Here is a 20,820-nt window from a genome sequence, read left to right as displayed (position 1 = left end):
CAAAGCCGGTTCCGCGGCACCCGCTGGCTTGAAGAGTCCGATGGGCGTAACTAACGGGGGGTATTTCACCAGTGGGGGCCGAGGGTCCGGCTTTGCCGGCCCCAGGCGCCGCCCCCTTGAGGGGGGAACAAGCTACACGTAGTGAGCTTGGACGGGGGTGGGCCTAGTGAGCGGCGGCAGCGAAGCTGGCGCCGGGCTTCACGCTCCGTAACAAGGTCAGCATGTCGGCCTCGATGCGCTCCAGTGCCTGCTGGGTATGGCCCTCAAAGCGCAGCACCAGCACCGGCGTGGTGTTGGACGCACGGATCAATCCAAAGCCGTCGGGCCAGTCAACGCGTACGCCATCAATCGTCGAGATCCTGGCAGGCGCCGCGAATTTCGCGGATTTGATCAAGGCCTCCACCACCGTGTGCGGCTCGCCTTCCTTGCAGGCCACGTTAAGTTCGGGCGTGCTGAAGCTGGTAGGCAGGGCATTGAGCACGATGCCGGCGTCGGGCACGCGGCTCAAAATTTCCAGCAGGCGCGCGCCGGCGTAAGTGCCGTCGTCAAAGCCGTACCAGCGTTCCTTGAAGAAGATATGGCCGCTCATTTCGCCGCCCAGCGGCGAATCGACTTCTTTCATCTTCGCCTTGATCAGCGAATGGCCGGTCTTGTACATCAGCGGCACACCGCCGGCTGCCTCGATCTCGGGCGCCAGGCGCTGCGAGCATTTCACGTCGAACAAGATGGTGCCGCCCGGCACGCGCGAGAGCACGTCGCGGGCAAACAGCATCATCTGCCGGTCGGGGTAAATGTTCTGGCCGTCTTTGGTCACGATGCCGAGGCGGTCGCCGTCACCGTCAAAGGCCAGGCCCAGTTCGGCCTTGCCGCTTTGCAGGGCCTTGATCAAATCCTGCAGGTTTTCGGGCTTGCTGGGGTCGGGGTGGTGGTTGGGGAAATTGCCGTCCACCTCGCTGAAGAGTTCGGTCACCTCGCAGCCGAGCGCACGAAAGATCGCAGGCGCCGAAGCGCCGGCTATGCCGTTGCCAGAGTCGATAACGATTTTGAGCGGACGCTCGAGCTTGATGCCGGACACGATGCGGTCGCGGTAGGCCGTTTCGACATCGACCTGGCGAATGGCACCGGCCTGGGACGGCAACACCCATGTCTCGCCTTCCATCGCGCGGCGCAGCGCCTGGATTTCTTCGCCATAAATGGCGCGGCCTGCCAGCACCATCTTGAAGCCGTTGTAGTCCTTGGGGTTGTGGCTGCCTGTGACCTGGATACCGGAAGCCGTGAGGGTGCTGGCCGCAAAGTACAGCATGGGGGTGGTCACCATGCCGACGTCGATCACTTCCAGCCCCACCGCGGCCAGGCCGCGCATCAGCGCCGCACTGAGCGATGGCCCGCTGAGGCGCCCGTCACGGCCTACCGCCACGGATTTCTCACCTTCGGCCAGCGCCGCCATGCCAAAAGCCTTGCCCAGCGCCTCGGCCATTTCCTCATGGATGGTGGAGGGCACGACACCGCGGATGTCGTAGGCCTTGAAGATGGACGGGTTGATTTGCATCGGCGAGATCCTTCAATTTGATGGGTTTGATTGTAGGGGGCGGTCCTTTCGCGAACTGTAGGCCGCCACCGTTTCCAGGGGGCCCGTTCAGACTATGGAAAGCTTCGGCAAAGTGGTATCTAACCGGTCTCCAACGAGGCGAAAAACGGCTAGCCTGGACAAGAATTTTGAAGGCTTTTTCGGCCAAAGGGACATGTCCGAAAACGGCTAGTCAACAGCCTGCTGCGGCGTATCATTTCCCTCATGAACCGCGAAACCACCCCTCTTGCCGACAACGACTGCTACCTCGCCCTCAAGGCGCGGGACGCCCGGTTTGACGGCAGTTTTTTCACCGGTGTGACCTCCACCGGCATCTATTGCCGTCCGGTCTGCAGCGTGAAAACCCCCAAACGCGAAAACTGCCGCTTCTTTCACCACGCGGCCCAGGCCGAGAGCGCGGGCTTTCGTCCCTGCCTGCGCTGCCGGCCCGAGCTGGCGCCGCATTCAGTGGTGTGGTCAATACAGGATGCGTCCTACATCCTGGCGCACCAGGCGGCGCGCCTGCTGGATGAGCCCGAGGTGTGGACCGAGGAAGCACCTTCTGTAGAAAAGCTGGCTGCCAAGTTGGGCGTGAGCGACCGCCACGTACGGCGGATTTTCGAGGCACAGTTCGGGGTCTCGCCCATGCAATACCTGCAGACGCACCGGCTGCACACCGCCAAACAATTGCTGGCCGACACCAATCTGCCCATCACGCAGATTGCGCTGATCAGCGGTTTTGCCAGCGTGCGGCGCTTTAATGCTGCCTTTGTGGAGCACTACAAACTCAACCCCACGCAGTTGCGACGCCAGGGCCCGGCCCGGGTCGGCGAGGTGGGTGAAGGCGTCATCGTGCGGCTGGGCTACCGCCCGCCCTATGACGTGCAGGCCATGCTGGCCTTCTTCAGCAAGCGCTGCATCAGCGCCATTGAATTCATTGACGCGGACGCTGCGCAGCCCGCTCTGCGCCGGACTTTCAGCATCGAGTCGGGCGGCAAGCTGCATGCCGGCTGGCTGCTCGCAAGCTTTGACGAAAGCCGTTCGCAGCTGGTGCTGCGCGTCAGCGATTCGCTGCGCGAAGTGTTGCCGCTGGTGATACGCCGCGTGCGCACCACTTTTGACCTGGACGCTGATCCGGCCACCATCAACAGCGTACTGCACGATAGTTTCCCCGAAGGCGACGGCCTGCGAGTGCCAGGCGCGCTGGATGGCTACGAGCTGGCGGTGCGCGCCGTGCTGGGCCAGCAGATCACCGTGGCCGCCGCACGCACGCTGGCGCAGCGCATGGTGGACCGTTTTGGCGAACCGGTGGAAACACCGTGGCCGCAGCTAACGCGCCTTTTCCCCGCACCGGCCGTGCTGGCCGCGGTCAGCGGCGACGCGCTCGGGCAACTGGGCATCGTCAGGCAGCGCCAGGCCGCCATCGTGGGAATCGCGCAAGCAGTGGCAGAAAAACGCCTTCAATTGCACAGTGGCGCCGACATCAACACGACGGTGACTACGCTGAAAGGGTTGCCCGGCATCGGTGACTGGACGGCGCAATACATTGCCATGCGGGCATTGCGCTGGCCCGATGCGTTTCCTTCAGGCGATGTGGCGCTGCACAAGGCACTGGGTGTGCAGGAAAAAAAGAACCCGGCACGGGAGGCTGAGCTGGCCTCGGATGCATGGAAACCCTGGCGCAGCTACGCGGTGATCCGCGCCTGGAGCGGCACACTGGAGCGTCCCGGCTGACGGCGCAACAGCGACGACATGGCGATTCATGCGTTCGGGGAATGAATGCGGCGCTTCGATTTCATTGGACGGTCCAGCGCCTTGGCGCGAACATCGCCGGTGAATGATCGAGCCAGTCTTTGCCCGCAAAAGAGACAAGTCAGCTTAAGCCGCCTATTCAGGCCCAAAAAGGACCTCATAAGGCAGAAACTCGAAACCATTCAAAGGTGAACAAGATGAAATTCGACAACTCCATCGTCCAGACGACCTTCCACAGCCCCTTGGGGGAAATGATCATTGCCGCGACTGACAAAGGCCTGGCCGGCACCTGGTTTGCCGGCCAGCGTCACCTGCCGCCGCAACTCGTGAAACCTTATGTGTGGCGCGAAGACCCGGACCACCCGGTGCTCAAGCAGACCATCAAGCAACTCACGGAATACTATGCCGGCACACGCACCGAATTTGACCTGCCGTTGGACCTGGGGCACGGAACGGCCTTCCAGCAGTCGGTGTGGCAAGCGCTGCTGGCCATCCCGCAGGGCGGCACCCTCAGCTATGGCCAGGTGAGCCAGCGTATCGGCAAGCCGGAAGCCGTGCGCGCCGTGGGCGCAGCAGTCGGGCGCAACCCGGTCAGCGTGATCGTGCCCTGCCACCGGGTGCTGGGCTCCGATGGCTCACTCACAGGCTACGCAGGCGGCCTGCACCGCAAAACCGCCTTGCTTAAACTCGAAGGCGCACTTCAGGAGAGCACGCTGTGAGTTCCAGTCCCTCCGGTATCGCCGCGCCGGTGGGTGCGGCCCTCACCAAGCCCAAAAACTGGGCTGCCGATTTTGTGATGCTGGCGGCCATCTGGGGCTCTTCCTTTCTCTTCATGCGCATCAGCACGGTGGAGTTCGGTCCCCTGCCCACCGCCGCAGTGCGCGTGGGCATTGCGGCGCTGTTCCTGCTGCCCATCGTGTGGTTGCGCGGCCTGTTGCCTGACCTGAAGAAAAACTGGAAACGGATTTTCTTCATCGGCATACTGAATTCGGGCATCCCGTTTGCGTGCTTTTCGTTTGCCCTGCTGTCCATCACCACCGGCTTGTCGGCCATCCTCAATGCCACGGTGCCGATGTTCGGCGCCCTGGTGGCCTGGCTCTGGCTGAAAGACAAACCCAATGCCTCACGCGTGCTGGGCCTCTTCGTGGGTTTTGCCGGCGTAGCCATGCTGGCCTGGGACAAAGCCACCTTCAAGCCCGATGCTTCAGGCGTAGCGCCAGGGTGGGCCGTGCTGGCCTGCCTCTTTGCCTGCATTTGCTACGGCATATCCGCCAGCTACACCAAGCGTTATCTGTCAGGCATGCCGCCGCTGGTCACCGCGGCGGGCAGCCAGATTGGCGCAACCCTCGGCCTGGCCCTGCCCGCCGCCTGGCTGTGGCCGGCGCAGATGCCGGGCGCGCATGCCTGGCTGGCGCTGCTGGCCGTAGGCGTGGTCTGCACCGGGCTGGCCTACATCCTGTTTTTTCGCCTGATCGAAAACGCCGGCCCGCCGCGCGCGCTGTCGGTCACCTTCCTGGTGCCGGTGTTTGCGGTGATCTATGGCGTGATCTTCCTCGGTGAGCATGTGACGGCCTGGATGGTGATCTGCGCCGTGGTGATTGTGATTGGCACCGCGCTGTCAACCGGGCTGCTCAAGCTGGGCCGCAAACCTGAACAGCAGAAGGCATGACGTCGGCCCGCAAGACCAAGCTGAAGATCAAGCTGACCACGCCCAAGCCGCGCAACCCGCTGGTTGCCCCGGCGACGCAGCGTAAGGCCGGCTCACACCGCAAGTCTGAAGCGAGCCTTCGCAAGAAGGAAAAGATGGCGCTGAAGAAGCAGTTGCTTCGAATATAGGAAGCCAGGAACCTGTGCGCTGGGCCTGAGTAAATAGGCGTTGCGGCCGCTTATTGCAGCGCGCCCGCCACCACATTGATGCTGAGCGCCAGGATCAGCATGTTGAAGCCGAACGACAGCACGCTGTGCACCAGCGTCAGCCGGCGCATCTCGCGCGAGGTGACCTGCACGTCGGAGACCTGTGAGGTCATGCCGACCACGTGGGCGTAGTACAAAAAATCGAAATAGTCCGGATCCAGCCCGCCGGGAAAACACAGACCGGGTCCATCGGGCTCTCCGAGTTTTTCTTCGTGGTAATAGCGATGGGCATAGCGAAACGCGTAAATCGTCTGCATGAAAAGCCAGGAGGCAGCCAGCGCCGCAACGGAGAGCACGATGTGCAGCGTGCGCTCCATACCCGACAGGTTTTTTGCCTGTTGCATCATCAACGTAATGGCAGCGACGCAGGCCATGGTGGCCAGCAGCATCAGTAAAAACAGCACCACGCTGGGTTCGTCCTGAGCCTGTGCACGTTCGCGCGTTCGTTTGGCGTCAAAGCGCACGCACAGCCACCAGGCCAGCCACAGATAAACGCCGACGCCGGCACACCAGCCCAGCAAGCCGCAAAACTGCCAGCCCAGGGGCAGCGGCAGCGCCGCCACAATCAGCCCGGCCACCAGGCCCAGGGTGAGCCGCTGCGGGCCCGTGGTTTCGGAGAAATGTTTGCGCATGGCTGCATTGTGAGGCTAGCGGCATCCCGGCTTCAAGGGGGAGATGAGGCACCCATGGTCCGCCGGTACCACTCGTGGAAATGCTGCATGCCGTCTTCCAGCGGCGACTGGTAGGGCCCGGTGTCCGAGACGCCGCGCGCCAGCAGCGCGCGCCGGCCCGCATCCATGCGCTCGCCGATCTCGTCGTCTTCCCGGGCGGTTTCCATGTAGGCGGCGCGGTGCGCTTCGATGAACTCCCGTTCGAAGGCGGCGATCTCTTCGGGATAGTAAAACTCCACCACATTGACCGTGTCCTGCGGCCCTTTGGGATAAAGCGTGGAGAGGACTAACACATGCGGGTACAGCTCGATCATGTGAGTGGGGAAGTAAGTCACCCAAACCGCGCCGAAGTCGGGCGGGGTGCCGGTGCGGTAATTCAGCAGACGGTCGTGCCAGGTACTGTAAATATCAGAGCCCGGCGCACCAAGCGACTCATGCACACCGACACGCTGCATGCTGTACCAGTCGGCAAAGTCCCAGCTCAGGTCGTCGCAACTGACGAAGCTGCCCAGGCCGGGATGGAAAGGCGCGACGTGGTAGTCCTCCAGATAGACCTCGATAAAGGTCTTCCAGTTGTAGTTGCATTGGTGAATTTCCACGTGGTCGAGCACGTAATCCGAAAAATCGAACTCGGGCCGCTCGAACAGCGGCGCCATATCCTGAGCCGGGTCGCGCGGGCCTTCGAACAGCTGGCCGTGACAGTTCCGCAAGGGAAAACGCTGCAGGTTCTTGCAGGGTTTTTGCTCGAACTGCGGCGCGCCCAGCAACTCGCCGCTGCTGTTGTAAGTCCAGCGATGCAGCGGGCAGACGATGTTCCCGCCGGCAGCCGACAGGTTGCCTTTGGGGTTGGCCGGTCCGCTGACGTTGCCGGTTTCACCGCCCAGGATCAGCGCCTGCCGGTGCCGGCAGACGTTGGACAACAGCTCCACGCCCTGCGGGTTGCGCACCAGCACGCGGCCTCCGCCTTCCTGCGCGAGCCGGTGCCAGTCGCCGACCTGCGGCACGGCTTTTTCATGGCCGAGGTAGCGGGCGGACTGGTTGAAGATCAATGCCTGCTCACGTGCGAACAAGGCCTCGTCAAAGTACGCGCCTACGGGCAATTGCGGGTCCGCCGGCATGACATGCACCAGGCGTGCGATATCGTTCATGGAACTCTCCAGGGCGTGGCGAAGCATACCGGCCTTGAGAAAGGCACAGCCGCATCGCGGAATCAATGGCCCGGACTACGAAGGATCGGCCAGCAATCGGGCGATACGCTTGTCGAACGGGAGCTTGGGGCAGGTGCTGCATTTCTCGCCGTCATGGCGGCGAAAGTAGTGGCAGCACACCTTGCGATCCAGGGCGAGCGCGGGCGTCCCATCGCGCGCCCGGTAGGCAAAGAAGCCGCAGCCGCCGCTTATGCCCAGCTGCGCCAGCCATTCCTCACCTACCGCGGCGACCTCGCTATCGGCCAGGACTGGCCGGCTGCGATGCACCAGCAGCAGCGCGCCCAGCACGCACTCGGCCTGCAGCCGGTCGGCGGCGCGTGCATGCAGCGCCACCAGCGGCATGAGTGCCGCGCGCGTGGATTGGCACAGTTCGCGCAGCTCGCCCGTTACCAGGCGGATGCGTGAAGGCAGCGCCCCGGCCTTCATGGGCGCATGCACCGGCAATTGAAAGCCGCTGGGAAAGCCGTCCACCACGGGCTGCGCCAGACCGGCGAGCCGCGGAACGTGTGTATCAAGATGCGCGGCGATCACGCCGAGGTAGACCGGCTGCCAGATTGCCAGCCCCCAACAACGCAGCGCCACATAGTGCGCGCCGGCTTCGGGGTAGGCCTCTGCCCAGTGCCGGCACAACGCCCGCAACGGGCCCGGTCTGGCCGCTGCGTCGTCGCCATGACGCAGTGCGCTGGGCAGAGGTGCATCGCCCTGCTCGCCGCGCAGCGAGGGTGCGATGCGCCCGGCCAGTTGCAACACGCGGGCGAGGTCAGCGTTGGGCGCGGACGCCCACGCCTGCAACGGAGCGCCGTCGCGCACGGTGTCCTCCGCCCGCATGTCAAAGCTCATGCAACGCTTTCCACAACCGGTTCTGCCTCGGCCCGGTGCGCGGCGCGGCGGCGGAGCCCGGCAATCGGGTTCACGAGATTGCCGGCCATCTTCAGGCTGGAAGCGGGGTCGGCCAGGTTGACCATCTGCACGTTGTTGCCGAGTTGCAGGCGGTTCAGACAGGAATGCAGGAACCCGGGCACGAACATGTCATAGTGCGCGAACTTTGCGGCCATCTCGGGGTGGGCATCCTGGTAATCGGATACGCAGTCGGCCACCGATTGCCAGAAGTCTCCCTCGCTGCAGCAGGCGTTTTCCACCAGCACCTGGTTGATGTGGCGCAGCACGCCGTCGAACACGTCGATAAAGATGCCCAGCAGTTTGAAATGGTCGGGCACATCGACCGCCAGGCGATTGACGCGCTCCGGTAGCAGCGCCTTCGCTTCGATATTGAGGATGGCGCATTCCTCGGCGATGTCTTTCATGATGGCGCGCACCGGCACATGCTTGTCGAGCACCAGGATCAGGTTCTCGCCATGCGGCATGAAGGTCAGGTCGTGCTTGTAGAAGCAATGTAGCAGCGGCGTGAGGTAAGACGCCAGATAGCTTTTCAGCCAGGCCTTTGTGCTCAGGCCGGAACGGCGGATCAGTTCAGGCAGCAGCGCGTGGCCGTCCTTGTCGACATGCAGCAGCGCGGCCATGGTCATCAAGCGTTCGCCCGGTTTGAGCAAGGGCAGCGGGCTCTCGCGCCACAGCGCCGAGAACATCTTCTTGTAAGGGGTGTCGACCGGTATCGCGGCTTCGTAATAGTGGTTGCGAAAGCCGATTGACGCGACCTCTCGCAGGATGGTGAAGCCGTTCGCGCGCAGGAAGGCATCGCCCGACACCAGGTCCTTGATGAACTCATTGATAGCCGGTGTGCCCGACATGTAATAAGGCGACAAGCCGCGCATAAAGCCCATGTTCAGGATGGAGAGCGAAGTCTTCACATAACGCTTGCTGCGGTCGCTGGTGTTGAAGAAGGTGCGGATCGACTGCTGGGCGATGTAGTTGTCGCGGCCATAAGCCAGGCAGATGATCTTGCGCTGGGCAACATAGCCGGCGAAGGCGATCGACAGCTTGTTGAACCACTGCCACGGGTGGGCCGGCATAAAGTTGTAGTCGACTGGATCGACGCCCAGCGCTGCCACTTCACGGGTAAAGCCGTCCACGGTCTCCTGCCCCAGCTCTTCGGCCAGCAGCTGTTCGTAGCTGAGCGTGGAGATGCTGGAGAAAGCCGCATGGTCCTTGTGCACGGCCAGCCAGATGACTCGAATCTCCGAGCCGGCCTCAGGCGCGTAGGCCTGATAGTCGGCCGCGGTGAAGCCCAGCCGCCCGTTGTTGGCGACAAAACCCGGATGGCCTTCGGTCATGGCGACCTCAATGGTCTGGAAGTCGGTGGCGTCGGCCAGCTGGGCGCTGCTGGGTGCGTCTGCCTTCATGCGCTTGTAGGCACTACCGAAGAGCGTGCTGCTGATCTCGTCGAGGTAGATGGGCAGCAGCTCATCACGTATGCCCAGACGTTGGCGGCATTCGATGATGAACTGGAGCGCGTCCAGCGACTGGTCTGCGCCGTTCACCAGCTTGCGGATGGATTCCGGTTTGATGTACCAATGACGCAGCGCCAGGCGTTGTGCTTCGAACTGGTAGGACACGGCGCCATCATCCGAGCACACCTGGTACAACGCGAAGCCACCCTTCCCTGCACGCAGTTGCTCCGGTTCGATGATGATCTCATGGGCATATTCGGCAATGGCTTTGCGCAACAGCAGGCGGTTGGCCTGAGCCCAGACCTCCGGCGTCAGGTGGGCGGCGAATTGGGCCGGGTCGTGCGCGATCTGGTGGGCGATGGTGACGTTCATGAATGGACTTCCTCTAGGGTGGCGGCCGTAGCCTGTTCAAAATCCCGCCGTGTGCAAAAGGCGAGGCTGGCGATCTTCTCGGGGAAGACCACATCACGGTCGTAGGCAAAGCCCGCGGACCGGTTCAAGGCATGGACCTTGTGATTGGTGGCGTCGGGCTCCACGACGATGCGCTGCGCACCCAGGTGCTCGAACATGAAGCGCATCAGCGCGTAAAACACAGTGCGCGAGTACCCGGCGATGCGCTGCTGGGGCGGGCCGATAAAAATATGCATGCCCAGGTCGCCGGGCTGCACTTTGTAGAAGGCCCGAATGCGGTCCTGCGCGGGGTCGTAGCACTCCGCCAGGAAGGCTGGCTGGCCTTCGTACCAGCCGATGTAGGGCGTGGCGCCGCCGGAATCCATCATGCGCTGGTAGGCCTCACGAACTTCGTCCTCGGTCTTGTCCTGCATCAGCCAGAAGGCCGCACGCTCTTGCGTAAACCAGCGGTGCAAAGTGGGGATATCCTCCGGTATCCGCAGCGGACGGAACACAAAACCGGCCTCGTCGCGGTAAGGCCTTTGCACGGCATCGGCGCGGCGATGGATCGTGTCAGTATCAATTGGCATGGGCGGGCTCCTTTAGAGAGGCGGGATGGGCTGACTTGTCGCCTTCCTCCAGATGCCCGGCGCTGGGCACTTTGAGGATCAGGCGGTCCAGCAGCGCTGTAAGGACAAAGCCGCCGGCCGCCAGCAGGAATGGCACATGCAGCCCGTAGCGATTGACAATCGCACCCGCCGCAAACGAGGACAGCAGCACGCCCATGTTCTGGAAGAAATTGGTGATGCTGTAGTCCTGTGCATAGCGTTGCGGCGTGGATAAGCGGAACAGGTTGACCTCCAGCTTGACGATGATCTGGAAGAAGGCCCAGCCGTACAGCACGCGCCCCAGCACGACCAGGAAAGGATCAGGTGCGGCATGCAGCAACAGGCCGACCGCGCCCAGCATCAGGTTGCCCACCGTGTGGTCGGGCAGGTCCCCGCCGCGTGCCCGTATCCAGGCATGCAGGCGCAACGCGATGATGGCCACCACGCCCGGTATGGCGAAGGCCATGCCGGACAGCAGCTCGCTGTCGTTGCCAGTGATCTTCTGCCAGTACAGCGCGAAGAAGGGGCGGATCAGGTAGGCACTGAAGTCGAACATCAGCATCACGAGCGCCAGCTTCAGGATCGGCAGGCGGGCCAGCAGCCCGACGCGGCGCGCTTCGGTGGCTTCGGCCATTGCCTGCTCACCGGTGTTGACGCGAATGATCTTTCCGCTGCGGATCAGGTAAAAGCAGACGGCCATCTGGAAATAGTCGCCGGCCGCCATGGCCAAAATGCTGGCGCGCGGCCCCCAGGTCTGCAGCACAAAGCCGCCCACCACCGCGCCGAAGATGGCGCCGAAGTGCACCACCACCGACAGGATGCCAATGGTGGCCGCATGCTGCTCCTTGGGGGTCAGGCGCATCATGTACGGGTACATCAGCAGATAGCTGCTCTTGCACATGAACATCATCATCGACAGTACCCAGTAGATCTCCACGGTAGGCGCCCAGTCGCTCAGCAGGCTGAAGGTGCCGGCGGCAAACTGCGTGTAGACCAGCAGGTGCAGCGGTTCGACGCGGCGCGCCACGCGCGCCCACAGCGGCAGCGTGCACATCACGGCGATGGAAATAGCCGCCACGTAGGCGCCCACATGCATGGGGCTGTCGATGCCGTAGCGGGCGCTGAAAAACTGCGGATAGAAGGGAATCAGGATGGCGTCGCTGATGACGGCCAGCACCGTCATCGTGATGATGTGGAATCTGAGGTTCATGTTGGTTGTGCGCCTCAGGCCTCAGAGCAGGACAAAGTCCGCAGTGGCTGGAATGGTGAAATCCTGGATCGCGACGCGTCGCTCTATCTTGTAGTGCTCCACGCCCGTGAGTTCGCGCAGGATGTAGGAGTTGCGGTAGCAGCTCATGCCCAGGTCCTGGTTGGTCATGCCATGGGTGTGCTGGCCGGCGTTTTGCACGAATATCTCGTTGCCGTTGAAATCGGCAGCGTAATTGCGCGCGAGGCGATAGCGGCCTTGTTCGTCCCAGCGCAGGCGGTGGCGGATGCCGTCAACGAAAGGCGGGATGTTTTCGCGGTAACCCGTGGCAAAGACCAGCCCCTCGCTGCGGTGCGCATAACGTGCGTCGCAGTCAAGCTGACGGAATTCGATCTCGTAGCTGTCGCTTCCGGCGTCGTAGCGGCACCCCTGCAACTCGCAATTGGTAATGAGGTGCGTGCGCAGCGGCCCCTGCTTTCGCCTGTCGTCCAGCAGGTCATAGATCTGGTTGATCAGGCTGGCATTGACGCCCTTGTACAGGCTGTCCTGCGCGCGCACGATGCGCTCCTTCTTCCCATCGGCCAGGTTGTAGAAGTAATCGATGTAGTCCGGGGAGAACATCTCCAGCGTGAGCTTGGTGGTCTCCATCTGGAAGAAGCGCGAAGAGCGGGTGATCCAGGTCAGGCTGTAGTCGTGCCCGTCGGCGTCCTTGAGCAGGTCGTGGTAGACCTCGGCCGCGCTCTGGCCGCTGCCGACGATGGTGATGGAGCGCTTCTTCTGCAGCTCGGCCTTGCGGGTGATGTAGTCGGCGGTATGCAGGTAGCGATGCCCGCCCGGCGCGCAACATTGTGGGAAACGGGGCTTGGAGCCAACGCCCAGCACCAGCTTGCGGCAGCGCATGACAAAAGGCTCGCGCTGCGGGCCTTGCACACCGGTCACGACATAGCAGCCGTTCTCGATGTCGTGGACGATCTCCTGCACGTCATATTCGAAGCGCGCGTTGGACAGGCGCGCCGCCGCCCAGCGGCAGTAGGCGTTGTACTCAGCCCGCGTCAGGTAGAAGCTCTCGCGGAAGTAGTACGAATAGATTTTCCCTTCTTCCTTGCAGTAGTTGAGAAAGCTGAAGCAGCTGGTGGGGTCCGCCAGGCTCACCAGGTCGGCCAGGAAGGGGTTTTGCAGTGTGGTGTTGTCAATCAGCATCCCGGGGTGCCAGTTGAACTCCGCATTGCGCTCCAGAAAAACCGCGTTCACCCCGGTGATCGGCTCCTCCAGACAGGCCAGACTCAGATTGAAGGGTCCAAGCCCGATCGCAATAAAGTCATAGACATCATTTTTCATTGCACTGAACTCCCTGATTTCTGGTGCGCCATCCGGTGGCGCATGGTGATCAAAAGAATGCCCGCCGCTGACTACAGCACCGGGCCGCGTTCCTACCACTGATACGTCACGGTCGCGTTGACGCTGCGCGCGTCGCCCCAGTAGCAGTACTGCTGGCTCAGGCACGACGCCACATAGGTCTTGTCGAGGAGGTTATTGACGCTCAGGCGAAGGTTGGCGCCCTTGAGCGACGGATTCAGCTGGGCCAGATCGACGCGCAGCATCAGGTCCACCAGCGTGTAGGGCGGCACCTTCATGCTGTTGGCGTTGTCGACCCAGCTCGAGCCCACATGGCGCACGCCCGCACCCATGGTGTAGCCCTGCGAGAAGTTCCAGTCGCCCCAGACCGAGGCCATATGGCGCGGCGCCTGGTACGGCGTGTTGCCGGTGAAGCCGTCCGACGATTCGGTGAACTTCATGTCGGTATAGGTGTAGCTCGCCATCACCGAGACCTTGCGGCTCAGCTGCGAACGGGCCTCCAGTTCCAGGCCGCGCGAGCGCACCTTCCCGGTAGGTTCAAAGTAGGTGGCGCCCACCGGGCGTGTGGCGACATTTTTCTGCGACAGGTCGTACACCGCCGCCGACAGCAGGGTGTTGGAGTCCTTGGGCTGGTAGCGGATGCCGACTTCCAGCTGTTTGGTCTCCGCGGGCGGCAGGTTGTTGCCTTGCCGGTCATTGCGCAGGCTGGGATTAAAGCCGTCCGAATAACCCACATAGGGCGCAACGCCGTTGTCAAACAGATAGACAACGCCGGCCCGCTTGGTGAACTTGGAGCCGCTCCACTGCGCCGGATTTCCCGAACCATACTGGTTGGAGGCCTTGGCCCAGTCCATGCGGCCGCCCAGCGTGAAGCGCCAGCGGTCCAGCTCCGTCTGGTTTTGCAGATACAGGCCGGTTTGCTCGAGCTGGCGATCGATAGGGTCGCTGGTCACGCCGGTCAGGCCCGGTGCGCCGTAGCCTGGATTGAACACGTTGATCGGCAGCGCGCTGCCCGACTCCCAGCTCCCGCTGACGCGGCGCTTCTGGTAGTCCAGCCCGGTCAGCAGGGTGTGCTTGAGCGCGCCCGTCTCGAAGTGGCCTTCAAGCTGGTTGTCGATGGTGTTGCCGCGTGTCGACTCCGTGGCGCCGGAATAGTAGCGCGTCAACTCGTTGGCGCTGGCCCAGCCATAACCGTAGATCTGGCGCAGCGTGGTATTCGCCGTCACGTGGCGGAAGTTCTGCCGGAACTTCCACGCATCGTTAAAGGCATGCTCGAACTGGTAGCCGAGGAAGCGTTGCTTGCGCTGGTATTTCTCGACACTGGAATCTCCATCGAAGAAATAGCGCGAAATCAGGCGGCCGTTGTGATTGGCATTGAGACTGGCGTCCGCCGGAACCCCGCTGTGATAGCTGCCCTCCGGGTCATCCTGGAGATAAGCCTGCAGCAACAGGCGCGTGTCGTTTGACGGGTTGATCGCCAGGGATGCAGCAATCGCCTGGCGCTCTTCCTTGACTGTGCTGAACTGTGAGTCGAGCGAGCGCGTCAGTGCCGTCAGGCGAAAGGCCATCACACCGTCTTTGTCGATGGGCCCCGAAAGATCGACAGCCGCTTCCCGGCGGTTGCGGTTGCCGGTGGTGACTTGTACTTCCCGGTAAGGCTGGTACTGCGGTGTCATGCTGGTCAGCGCCACCAGGCCGCCCGGCGACGCGCGTCCGTACAGCACAGACGCAGGGCCCCGCACCACGTCAATGCGCTCCAGGAAATAAGGATCCACCTGCATCGAGGTGTAGCTGCCCTGGTCACTCAACATACGCAGCCCGTCAAGCAGGGTGCTGTCTACGCTGCTGTCCTTGAAGCCGCGCAGCGCCACGTAGTCGTAGCGATTGGACGCGCCCACCAGCCCTGTGAAGGCGCCCGGCGAGTAATTCAAGGCCTCGGAAACGCTGCGCGGTTTCTGGTCTTCCAGCTGCTGCTTGGTCACCACCGAGATCGACTGCGGCGTCTCGATGATGGGCGTGTCGGTCTTGGAACCCGAGGCACTGCGCTTGGCGACGTAGCCATTGCCGCCGCTGGTGGCCGTTTCCTGCTCCGCGCCGGCCGTCACGGTCACCAGCGGCAAGGTTGCCGCGCCCGATGACGTTGAAACAGGCTTGACCACAAACACATTGCCGTCGATGGTCGCCGCCAGGCCGCTGCCGGCCAACAGCCTGTCCAGCGCCTGTTGCGGCGTCAAACGGCCAGACACAGCCGGCGCCGTCTTGCCCGCCACCAATGCGGGCTGCACCATCAACTCAAGCCGGGCCTGCTGCGCCAGGTCGTTCAGCGCCTGGGCCAGGGGCTGCACCGCAATGCTGACCTGTACCGGTATGGCGGCACGCGTGCTGCCGGTGTTTTGGGAAAAAGCCACCGTACTTCCGAGGGCCAAAGCCAGGGCCAACGGGGGTAGATGGAAGCGGGAACGAGGCATGCGTGCAATCTCCGGGAGAAGGTTTAAATAAGAATCCTTCTCATGTAGACGCGTGGGCTCTGGGAAACCCTAGGTCGGGCACAAAAGTTTTTTTGTGTCCTGATGTCACCTGCTTCGGCCAGCAGGCCAGGCAGCTCAAGCCGATAACTAATAGTTAGTGGCTAACGGCGAATGACTAATGACCGGCAGAGACGATCTCGGCCTCGCCGCCCTGCTCGCGCAGCTTCACGGGCAAGACCTGCTGCAGGATGCGGGCGAAGTTGCCCGGCCGCCGCGGGTCGAACGTGCCCGTCACGCGCAGCGCGGCCACGGCCGGCTCCCGCACCGTCAGATGCACCGGGCCGTAACGCTCGAACTCGGCCAGAGCCTGGTTCAGAGGCGTGTTGTCAAAACTGACGCGGCTTTCACGCCAGGGCGCAATTCCGGCTGCGGGCAAGGCAGACACCGCGCCCAGCAATCCCGACATGTCGCTCGCGATCTGCTGGCCGGCGACCAGCTCAACCGCCGCATCGGTAGCGGACCGTTCGACGCGCGCCACGCGCACACGCCCTTCTTCCACCGCAACCTGCACACCCGCACGGCCCGGCACACCGGGCGTGTAGCGCACAGAAAACCGCGTGCCGACCACCGTGATGCGCAAAGGCCCGGCCAGCACATCGAAAGGACGCGCCGGGTCACCCTTGACCTGGAACATTGCCTCTCCCTGCGGCAGGCGCACTTCACGGCGCTCACGGTAAAGCGTGACGTCGGCGGTGGTCAGGGTGTCCAGCCTCAGGCGGCTGCCTTCCGGCAAGACCACCTCCAGCTGCTGGCCTCGCGTGGTGGCAAAACTCTGCTCGAACACCGGTTGCTGCTGCCAGAGGCTCCAGGCCATATAGCCCCCGCAGGAAACCATCAATGCCACGGCGGCCAGTGCGCCCTGCGGCACCCAGGCAGACAGCCCCTGCCACCAGGCGCGCCGGCGCGGCGCGGTACGGACGGCGGCAGCGGCTTTGTCGTCGGCGAGGTTCTGTCTCAGCGTGCGCAAGCCATCTGCCGGCAGCGCGTCGAGCAAACGCCAGTCACGCTGGTGGCGCGCAAAGGCCGCGCCGTGGGCGCTGTCCGCCGCCAGCCAGGCCAGGAACGCAGCCTCGTCCGCCGCGCCAAGCTGCCCACCGGTATGCCGCACGAACCAGTCCAGCGCCGCTTCGTCGGGCTCTGTGGACGGTGCGGCTGGCGGGTGGGCTGGCGGCGGGATGTTCATGGTGTGCTTATCGGCTCTTGGATGTAGACGCACGAACAAGCCGAAACCCTATGCCGGGAAAATAAGAATACAAATAAAAATTCATTCGAAAGCCGAAAGTCATTCGCGGGCGGGTTTTCTTCGTCGGAGCACCGGGGTAGAGATGGGGGTAGAAGTTGGGCCGGCGGTGGCGGGTGCCCCGTCGAGCGCGTCTTTGCAACGCCTGCAGGCGTCCATGGCCAGCTTGATGTGCTGCTCGACCATCTTGCGCGAGATGCCCATCTGCTCGGCCACCTCCGCATGCGGCAGGCCGTCAAACTTGTGCAGGATAAAAGCCTCGCGGCAGCGCAAAGGCAGGGCATCAATCGTGGCCAGCAGGGCGTTCACCCCTTGCGCGGAAGACGCCGCAGCATCGGGCTCGCAGGCCAGCGGCGCCGCGAGATTCTCGAGCTCGGCGGCCGAGGCCTCGGCATCGGGATGCAGCGCATCGCCGCGCACTTCACTGCGGCGGTGCTGGTCGATCTGCAGGTTGCGTGCTGTGCGGTAGAGCAGTGCGCGCGGCTCAGGCACCGCCTGGCCGGAATGCTGCACCGCCAGGACGCGCGCATAGCTCTCCTGCACGACATCAGCCGCAGCATCGCGGTTTCGCACCGTGCGGGAACAGAAGTTCAGCAGTTCTTGGTAATAGCGCTCAAGCACAGGTCGGTCATTGCCATGGAGGTGACGGATCCCTTCAAGCGGCAGACGAGATGTGGCGGTGGCTGACCAGGCGCGCGTCGTAGATGGGAATTATTCTCATTATGAACGAAACACGCTATCGGACTCTGCTGCGGGGACCATCGTTACCTTTGATACCACCACTGCCCTGTTGAGCGGTCGCTCCTGAATTCACATGCGAGTCTCAAGGACCCGAGACATCGCAAGAAGGAAGCGAGGAAATGCGCGTTGTCTATGGTCGGGTGTGCTTCAACCTTCATCGGGATTGTCAACACCCTGAAAACTACATAACAGGCAGTTCCGTCGTTGAGAGCACCTGCTTCAGCACGACGAAGGTGCGGATCTGCCGCACCCCCGGGAGGTAGAGCAGCTCCGCGGCATGCAGGCGGTTAAACGATTCGTTGTCCTGCGTGCGGACGGTGACGAAGTAGTCGAACTCGCCCGTCACCACCACGCATTCCAGGCAGCCCGGCACCTTCTGCACCGCTTTTTCGAAGTCGGCGAAGGACTGCGGTGTGGACCGGTCCAACACCACGCCGATCACGACCAGCATGCCAAGGTTCAGCGACGCAGGATTGAGCAGCGCGACGATGCGCTGTACCAGGCCCATCGATTTCAGGCGCTCCACCCGACGCAGGCAGGCTGCGGGGCTCAGGTGCACCTTGGCCGCCAGTGCCACATTGGAGATCGATGCATCGCGCTGGAGCAGGCGCAGGATCACGCGATCAACCCGGTCCAGGTCAGGTCGTGGGGCAGTTGTTTCATTCTGTAAACGCACTTTTATTTCTCTTTTTTCTTTAATCACACACTTCTCCAAGTTTTCAAATCTAATTATTCGAATAACTGATCTTAAAAGTCAATTATGTTGCAACCCTGTTGCGCGGCCTCGGCGATAGACTTTCCTTGACTCCTCAAGCGGATTTCCGACATGCCCTCCAACTTTGCCGCTTGGGATTCTGGATACGTCGAAACGCAATGCCTGCAGTTTCCTGTTTCGCAACGGTTGATCAACGCGGCCCATGCCGTATCAAAGAGGAGCAATACGATGATGAACCCAAGGTATGAGAAGCGCTTCTTCCTGGCCATGGCGCTGGTCTTGCTGGCCCCGTGGGCCAGCGTTCACGCGCAGGGCTATCCGTCCAAGCCGGTCCAACTGGTCATTCCTTTTCCGCCGGGCGGCGCCACCGACATCGCCGGACGGCTGGTCGCCAAGAAGCTGGGTGAGCGCCTGGGGCAACCTGTGGTCATCGACAACCGGCCGGGCGCCGGCACCATCGTCGGTGCCGCATTCGTCGCCAAGGCGGCGCCGGACGGCTACACGCTGCTTATCAGCTCGGGATCCACTTTCACGGTCAACCCGGCACTCATGCCCAAGCTGCCTTACGACCCGATCAAGAGTTTCGAGCCTGTCGGGATGGTGGCGCGCGTTCCCCTTGTTCTTCTGGCCAACTCCGATGTCCCGGTCAACGACCTGAAGCAGCTGATCGCAGCGGTGCAACGCGCACCGGACAAGTACGTGTACGGGTCGTTCGGCAACGGCACCACAGGGCACTTCGCCGGTGAAATGCTCTGGAGCGCCGCTGGCATCAAGCTGCAGCACATCGCTTACAAAGGCAGCGCACCAGCGATGACCGACCTGATGGCCGGCCAAATCCCCTTCTCGATTGACACCGTCGCGGCGGCGCTGCCGCAACTGAAGGCGGCGAAGCCGAGGATCAAAGCCATCGCCGTCACCGGCGAAAGCCGCGCGACGCAAATGCCCACGGTGGCGACTGTGGCGGAGAGCGGTTTCAAAGGTTTCTCGGCCGATTCCTGGCTGGCCATTGCCACGCCCAAGGGGGTGCCGGCGGATGTAAAAGCCAAGCTGCAGAAGGCGCTGGCCGAGGCGATGAAGGATCCCGAGCTTCGCGAAAAACTCGTCGCGAACGGACTCGAATACGCCTGGGAGCCCGCTGCCACGGTTGCTGCGCGCATCGAAAACGAGCTGCCCCGCATGCGCGTGATCGCCCTGCGTTCCAACATCCGGATCGATTGAAAGTGGCGGCCGGCAAGGACCTCGTGGCCTTCTCCGATTGATTGTTACCCATGGGGCTGGACTCACTATCTACAGCCTCAGGCTTGACAGGTGAAAGCGTTGCACGTGCGAGTTGGACCGCGTTAAGGAAACTGGAAATGAGAACTGGTCAGTTGATTTCCCGCCTGGCGGGCCTGGTTATCGCAAGCGGTATAGCGTCGTCCGTGCTGGCCGCGCAGCTTGTAGTCGGTCAGGTGGCGCCGTTGACCGGCATTGACGCGAGCCAGGGCCGCGCCTATGCAGCTGGAATGCAGTTGCATTTCAACGCCGTGAACAAGGCGGGCGGGGTCAACGGAAACACCTTCATCCTGGCGCGCCGCGACGACGCTGGACGCCCCGATGAAACACTCACCCAAACGCGCGCGCTTCTGGCCGAGGACAAGCCAGTGGTGCTTGCCGGCTATTTTGGAAGCCGCAATATCGCCCAGCTGGTCAGCGCGGGCATATTTGAGCGCGAGCACATCGTGCTGGTCGGCTTCCGCGCGACCGAACTGAATCTGGACGTTCCGCAACTTTATGGCGTGCGCGCCACATTGCGAGACGAACTTGCGAGAATCACGGCGCACCTGGCGACAGTCGGAATCACCAGGCTTGGCTTGTTTTACGAAAACGGCCCCGGTGCTGCGCCACTCGTCGCCGCCGCACAGGAAGCAGCGGCGAATGCCAAGGCCAGGATCGTGCAAACGGCGGGTTATGACGCCGGGACCAGCCGCGTGACTGCCGCCGCTGACGCCATGCTGCAAGCCTCGCCGCAGGCGATCATCATGATTGCAAGTGGAGGCGCAGCTTCCGGTTTTATTGAAAAATACCGCTCGGCCGGAGGAACGGCCCAGCTGTTTGCACACTCGGGCGCGGACATTGAGCAGATGGCGAAACGGCTTTCTGACGAGCAGATGCAAGGCATCGCGATCGCTCAGGTTACGCCCAGCCCCTACAAACTGACAAATCGGCTTTCCAAGGAGTTCAACGACATCGCGGCAACAGCCGGAGCGCAGGATGTTCCGATCAGCTACGCGATGATGGAAGGCTTCATCGCGGCCAAGGTGATTGTTGAAGCGGCCCGGCGGCAAGGCTTGCGTGTGACCCGTGAAGGTTTTGCTTCCGCTCTGGATGGACTGGACAGCTTTGACCTGGGAGGATATGTCATCGGATTTCGCCCGGGGATGCGCAATGGTTCGCGCTTCGTGGAGATGACGATCGTCAGTGGAAACGGAAGAATCCGGCAATAGAAAAGCAGGGTCGATACCGCTGCTTTGCGCCACGCACCCAATCTTGAGGACGCAGTCAGGAAACAAGGGCCGGAAAAGAGAAAAGGGTT

General features: G+C 62.6%; 18 protein-coding genes. 6 read left to right on the top strand and 12 right to left on the bottom strand.

Going from position 1 to position 20,820, the window contains the following annotated elements:
• Positions 1 to 163 precede the first annotated feature (163 nt).
• On the bottom strand, positions 164 to 1,549 hold the full coding sequence (locus AC1D13_RS06520; protein ID WP_477665560.1) for a phosphomannomutase/phosphoglucomutase: 1,386 nt from the start codon (positions 1,547 to 1,549) through the stop codon (positions 164 to 166).
• A gap of 243 nt (positions 1,550 to 1,792) precedes the next feature.
• Between AC1D13_RS06520 and AC1D13_RS06515 the strand changes: the two genes are divergently transcribed.
• The 4 genes from AC1D13_RS06515 to AC1D13_RS06500 all read left to right on the top strand — a co-directional run bounded on the left by AC1D13_RS06515 (position 1,793) and on the right by AC1D13_RS06500 (position 5,155).
• Positions 1,793 to 3,301 carry a DNA-3-methyladenine glycosylase 2 family protein gene (locus AC1D13_RS06515; RefSeq protein ID WP_477689218.1) on the top strand — a complete coding sequence of 503 codons (1,509 nt, stop codon included), beginning with the start codon at positions 1,793 to 1,795 and terminating at the stop codon, positions 3,299 to 3,301.
• Between the two features lie 215 nt (positions 3,302 to 3,516).
• Complete coding sequence (locus AC1D13_RS06510; protein ID WP_457279930.1) at positions 3,517 to 4,038, top strand: methylated-DNA--[protein]-cysteine S-methyltransferase; 522 nt, start codon at positions 3,517 to 3,519, stop codon at positions 4,036 to 4,038.
• On the top strand, positions 4,035 to 4,988 hold the full coding sequence (locus AC1D13_RS06505) for a DMT family transporter (protein ID WP_457279929.1): 954 nt from the start codon (positions 4,035 to 4,037) through the stop codon (positions 4,986 to 4,988). The genes AC1D13_RS06510 and AC1D13_RS06505 overlap by 4 nt, the downstream gene beginning before the upstream one ends.
• Positions 4,985 to 5,155: a hypothetical protein gene (locus AC1D13_RS06500; protein WP_477665558.1), complete on the top strand. Its 171-nt coding sequence runs from the start codon at positions 4,985 to 4,987 to the stop codon at positions 5,153 to 5,155. Before AC1D13_RS06505 ends, AC1D13_RS06500 begins: the two co-directional genes overlap by 4 nt.
• A gap of 50 nt (positions 5,156 to 5,205) precedes the next feature.
• Here AC1D13_RS06500 and AC1D13_RS06495 read toward each other — a convergent pair whose 3' ends face one another.
• The 11 genes from AC1D13_RS06495 to AC1D13_RS06445 all read right to left on the bottom strand — a co-directional run bounded on the left by AC1D13_RS06495 (position 5,206) and on the right by AC1D13_RS06445 (position 18,206).
• Positions 5,206 to 5,865, bottom strand: coding sequence for a DUF1345 domain-containing protein (locus AC1D13_RS06495; protein WP_457279927.1), 660 nt, complete (start codon positions 5,863 to 5,865; stop codon positions 5,206 to 5,208).
• 32 nt (positions 5,866 to 5,897) lie between these two features.
• The gene (locus AC1D13_RS06490) at positions 5,898 to 7,052 is read right to left on the bottom strand and encodes an aromatic ring-hydroxylating oxygenase subunit alpha (protein WP_477665557.1); all 1,155 of its coding nucleotides are present in this window, start codon (positions 7,050 to 7,052) and stop codon (positions 5,898 to 5,900) included.
• A gap of 75 nt (positions 7,053 to 7,127) precedes the next feature.
• On the bottom strand, positions 7,128 to 7,952 hold the full coding sequence (locus AC1D13_RS06485) for a siderophore ferric iron reductase (protein WP_477689217.1): 825 nt from the start codon (positions 7,950 to 7,952) through the stop codon (positions 7,128 to 7,130).
• The gene (locus AC1D13_RS06480) at positions 7,949 to 9,832 is read right to left on the bottom strand and encodes an IucA/IucC family protein (RefSeq protein WP_477689216.1); all 1,884 of its coding nucleotides are present in this window, start codon (positions 9,830 to 9,832) and stop codon (positions 7,949 to 7,951) included. The genes AC1D13_RS06485 and AC1D13_RS06480 overlap by 4 nt, the downstream gene beginning before the upstream one ends.
• Positions 9,829 to 10,440, bottom strand: coding sequence for a GNAT family N-acetyltransferase (locus AC1D13_RS06475; RefSeq protein WP_477689215.1), 612 nt, complete (start codon positions 10,438 to 10,440; stop codon positions 9,829 to 9,831). Before AC1D13_RS06475 ends, AC1D13_RS06480 begins: the two co-directional genes overlap by 4 nt.
• A complete protein-coding gene (locus AC1D13_RS06470; RefSeq protein WP_477689214.1) occupies positions 10,430 to 11,668 on the bottom strand; it encodes an MFS transporter in 1,239 nt (412 codons plus the stop codon). The genes AC1D13_RS06475 and AC1D13_RS06470 overlap by 11 nt, the downstream gene beginning before the upstream one ends.
• 21 nt (positions 11,669 to 11,689) lie before the next feature.
• The gene (locus tag AC1D13_RS06465) at positions 11,690 to 13,003 is read right to left on the bottom strand and encodes a lysine N(6)-hydroxylase/L-ornithine N(5)-oxygenase family protein (RefSeq protein ID WP_477689213.1); all 1,314 of its coding nucleotides are present in this window, start codon (positions 13,001 to 13,003) and stop codon (positions 11,690 to 11,692) included.
• A 92-nt stretch (positions 13,004 to 13,095) separates the two neighbouring features.
• A complete protein-coding gene (locus AC1D13_RS06460; protein ID WP_477689212.1) occupies positions 13,096 to 15,489 on the bottom strand; it encodes a TonB-dependent siderophore receptor in 2,394 nt (797 codons plus the stop codon).
• A gap of 175 nt (positions 15,490 to 15,664) precedes the next feature.
• A complete protein-coding gene (locus AC1D13_RS06455) occupies positions 15,665 to 16,732 on the bottom strand; it encodes a FecR family protein (RefSeq protein ID WP_477689211.1) in 1,068 nt (355 codons plus the stop codon).
• Between the two features lie 99 nt (positions 16,733 to 16,831).
• Positions 16,832 to 17,410: a sigma-70 family RNA polymerase sigma factor gene (locus AC1D13_RS06450; RefSeq protein ID WP_457279918.1), complete on the bottom strand. Its 579-nt coding sequence runs from the start codon at positions 17,408 to 17,410 to the stop codon at positions 16,832 to 16,834.
• Between the two features lie 301 nt (positions 17,411 to 17,711).
• On the bottom strand, positions 17,712 to 18,206 hold the full coding sequence (locus tag AC1D13_RS06445) for an Lrp/AsnC family transcriptional regulator (RefSeq protein ID WP_457279917.1): 495 nt from the start codon (positions 18,204 to 18,206) through the stop codon (positions 17,712 to 17,714).
• 306 nt (positions 18,207 to 18,512) lie between these two features.
• On the opposite strand from AC1D13_RS06445, the gene AC1D13_RS06440 reads away from it, so the two are divergent.
• Positions 18,513 to 19,463 (top strand): Bug family tripartite tricarboxylate transporter substrate binding protein, encoded by a 951-nt coding sequence (locus AC1D13_RS06440; RefSeq protein WP_477689436.1) that lies wholly within the window; start codon positions 18,513 to 18,515, stop codon positions 19,461 to 19,463.
• Positions 19,464 to 19,600: 137 nt separating this feature from the next.
• On the top strand, positions 19,601 to 20,731 hold the full coding sequence (locus AC1D13_RS06435; protein WP_477689435.1) for an ABC transporter substrate-binding protein: 1,131 nt from the start codon (positions 19,601 to 19,603) through the stop codon (positions 20,729 to 20,731).
• The last annotated feature ends 89 nt before the right edge of the window (positions 20,732 to 20,820 follow it).

The sequence above is a fragment of the Polaromonas sp. P1_E12 genome (genome assembly GCF_056405975.1).
The sequence above is the reverse complement of the archived record's forward strand: the minus strand, read 5'-3'. Positions and strand labels throughout refer to the sequence as shown.

Coding starts and splice junctions, on each gene's coding strand:
- AC1D13_RS06440 (WP_477689436.1), top strand. CDS start 18,513: ATGGCGCTGGTCTTGCTGGCCCCGTGGGCCAGCGTTCACGCGCAGGGC.
- AC1D13_RS06500 (WP_477665558.1), top strand. CDS start 4,985: ATGACGTCGGCCCGCAAGACCAAGCTGAAGATCAAGCTGACCACGCCC.
- AC1D13_RS06485 (WP_477689217.1), bottom strand. CDS start 7,952: ATGAGCTTTGACATGCGGGCGGAGGACACCGTGCGCGACGGCGCTCCG.
- AC1D13_RS06510 (WP_457279930.1), top strand. CDS start 3,517: ATGAAATTCGACAACTCCATCGTCCAGACGACCTTCCACAGCCCCTTG.
- AC1D13_RS06515 (WP_477689218.1), top strand. CDS start 1,793: ATGAACCGCGAAACCACCCCTCTTGCCGACAACGACTGCTACCTCGCC.
- AC1D13_RS06470 (WP_477689214.1), bottom strand. CDS start 11,668: ATGAACCTCAGATTCCACATCATCACGATGACGGTGCTGGCCGTCATC.
- AC1D13_RS06465 (WP_477689213.1), bottom strand. CDS start 13,003: ATGAAAAATGATGTCTATGACTTTATTGCGATCGGGCTTGGACCCTTC.
- AC1D13_RS06490 (WP_477665557.1), bottom strand. CDS start 7,052: ATGAACGATATCGCACGCCTGGTGCATGTCATGCCGGCGGACCCGCAA.
- AC1D13_RS06520 (WP_477665560.1), bottom strand. CDS start 1,549: ATGCAAATCAACCCGTCCATCTTCAAGGCCTACGACATCCGCGGTGTC.
- AC1D13_RS06435 (WP_477689435.1), top strand. CDS start 19,601: ATGAGAACTGGTCAGTTGATTTCCCGCCTGGCGGGCCTGGTTATCGCA.
- AC1D13_RS06495 (WP_457279927.1), bottom strand. CDS start 5,865: ATGCGCAAACATTTCTCCGAAACCACGGGCCCGCAGCGGCTCACCCTG.
- AC1D13_RS06460 (WP_477689212.1), bottom strand. CDS start 15,489: ATGCCTCGTTCCCGCTTCCATCTACCCCCGTTGGCCCTGGCTTTGGCC.
- AC1D13_RS06475 (WP_477689215.1), bottom strand. CDS start 10,440: ATGCCAATTGATACTGACACGATCCATCGCCGCGCCGATGCCGTGCAA.
- AC1D13_RS06455 (WP_477689211.1), bottom strand. CDS start 16,732: ATGAACATCCCGCCGCCAGCCCACCCGCCAGCCGCACCGTCCACAGAG.
- AC1D13_RS06480 (WP_477689216.1), bottom strand. CDS start 9,832: ATGAACGTCACCATCGCCCACCAGATCGCGCACGACCCGGCCCAATTC.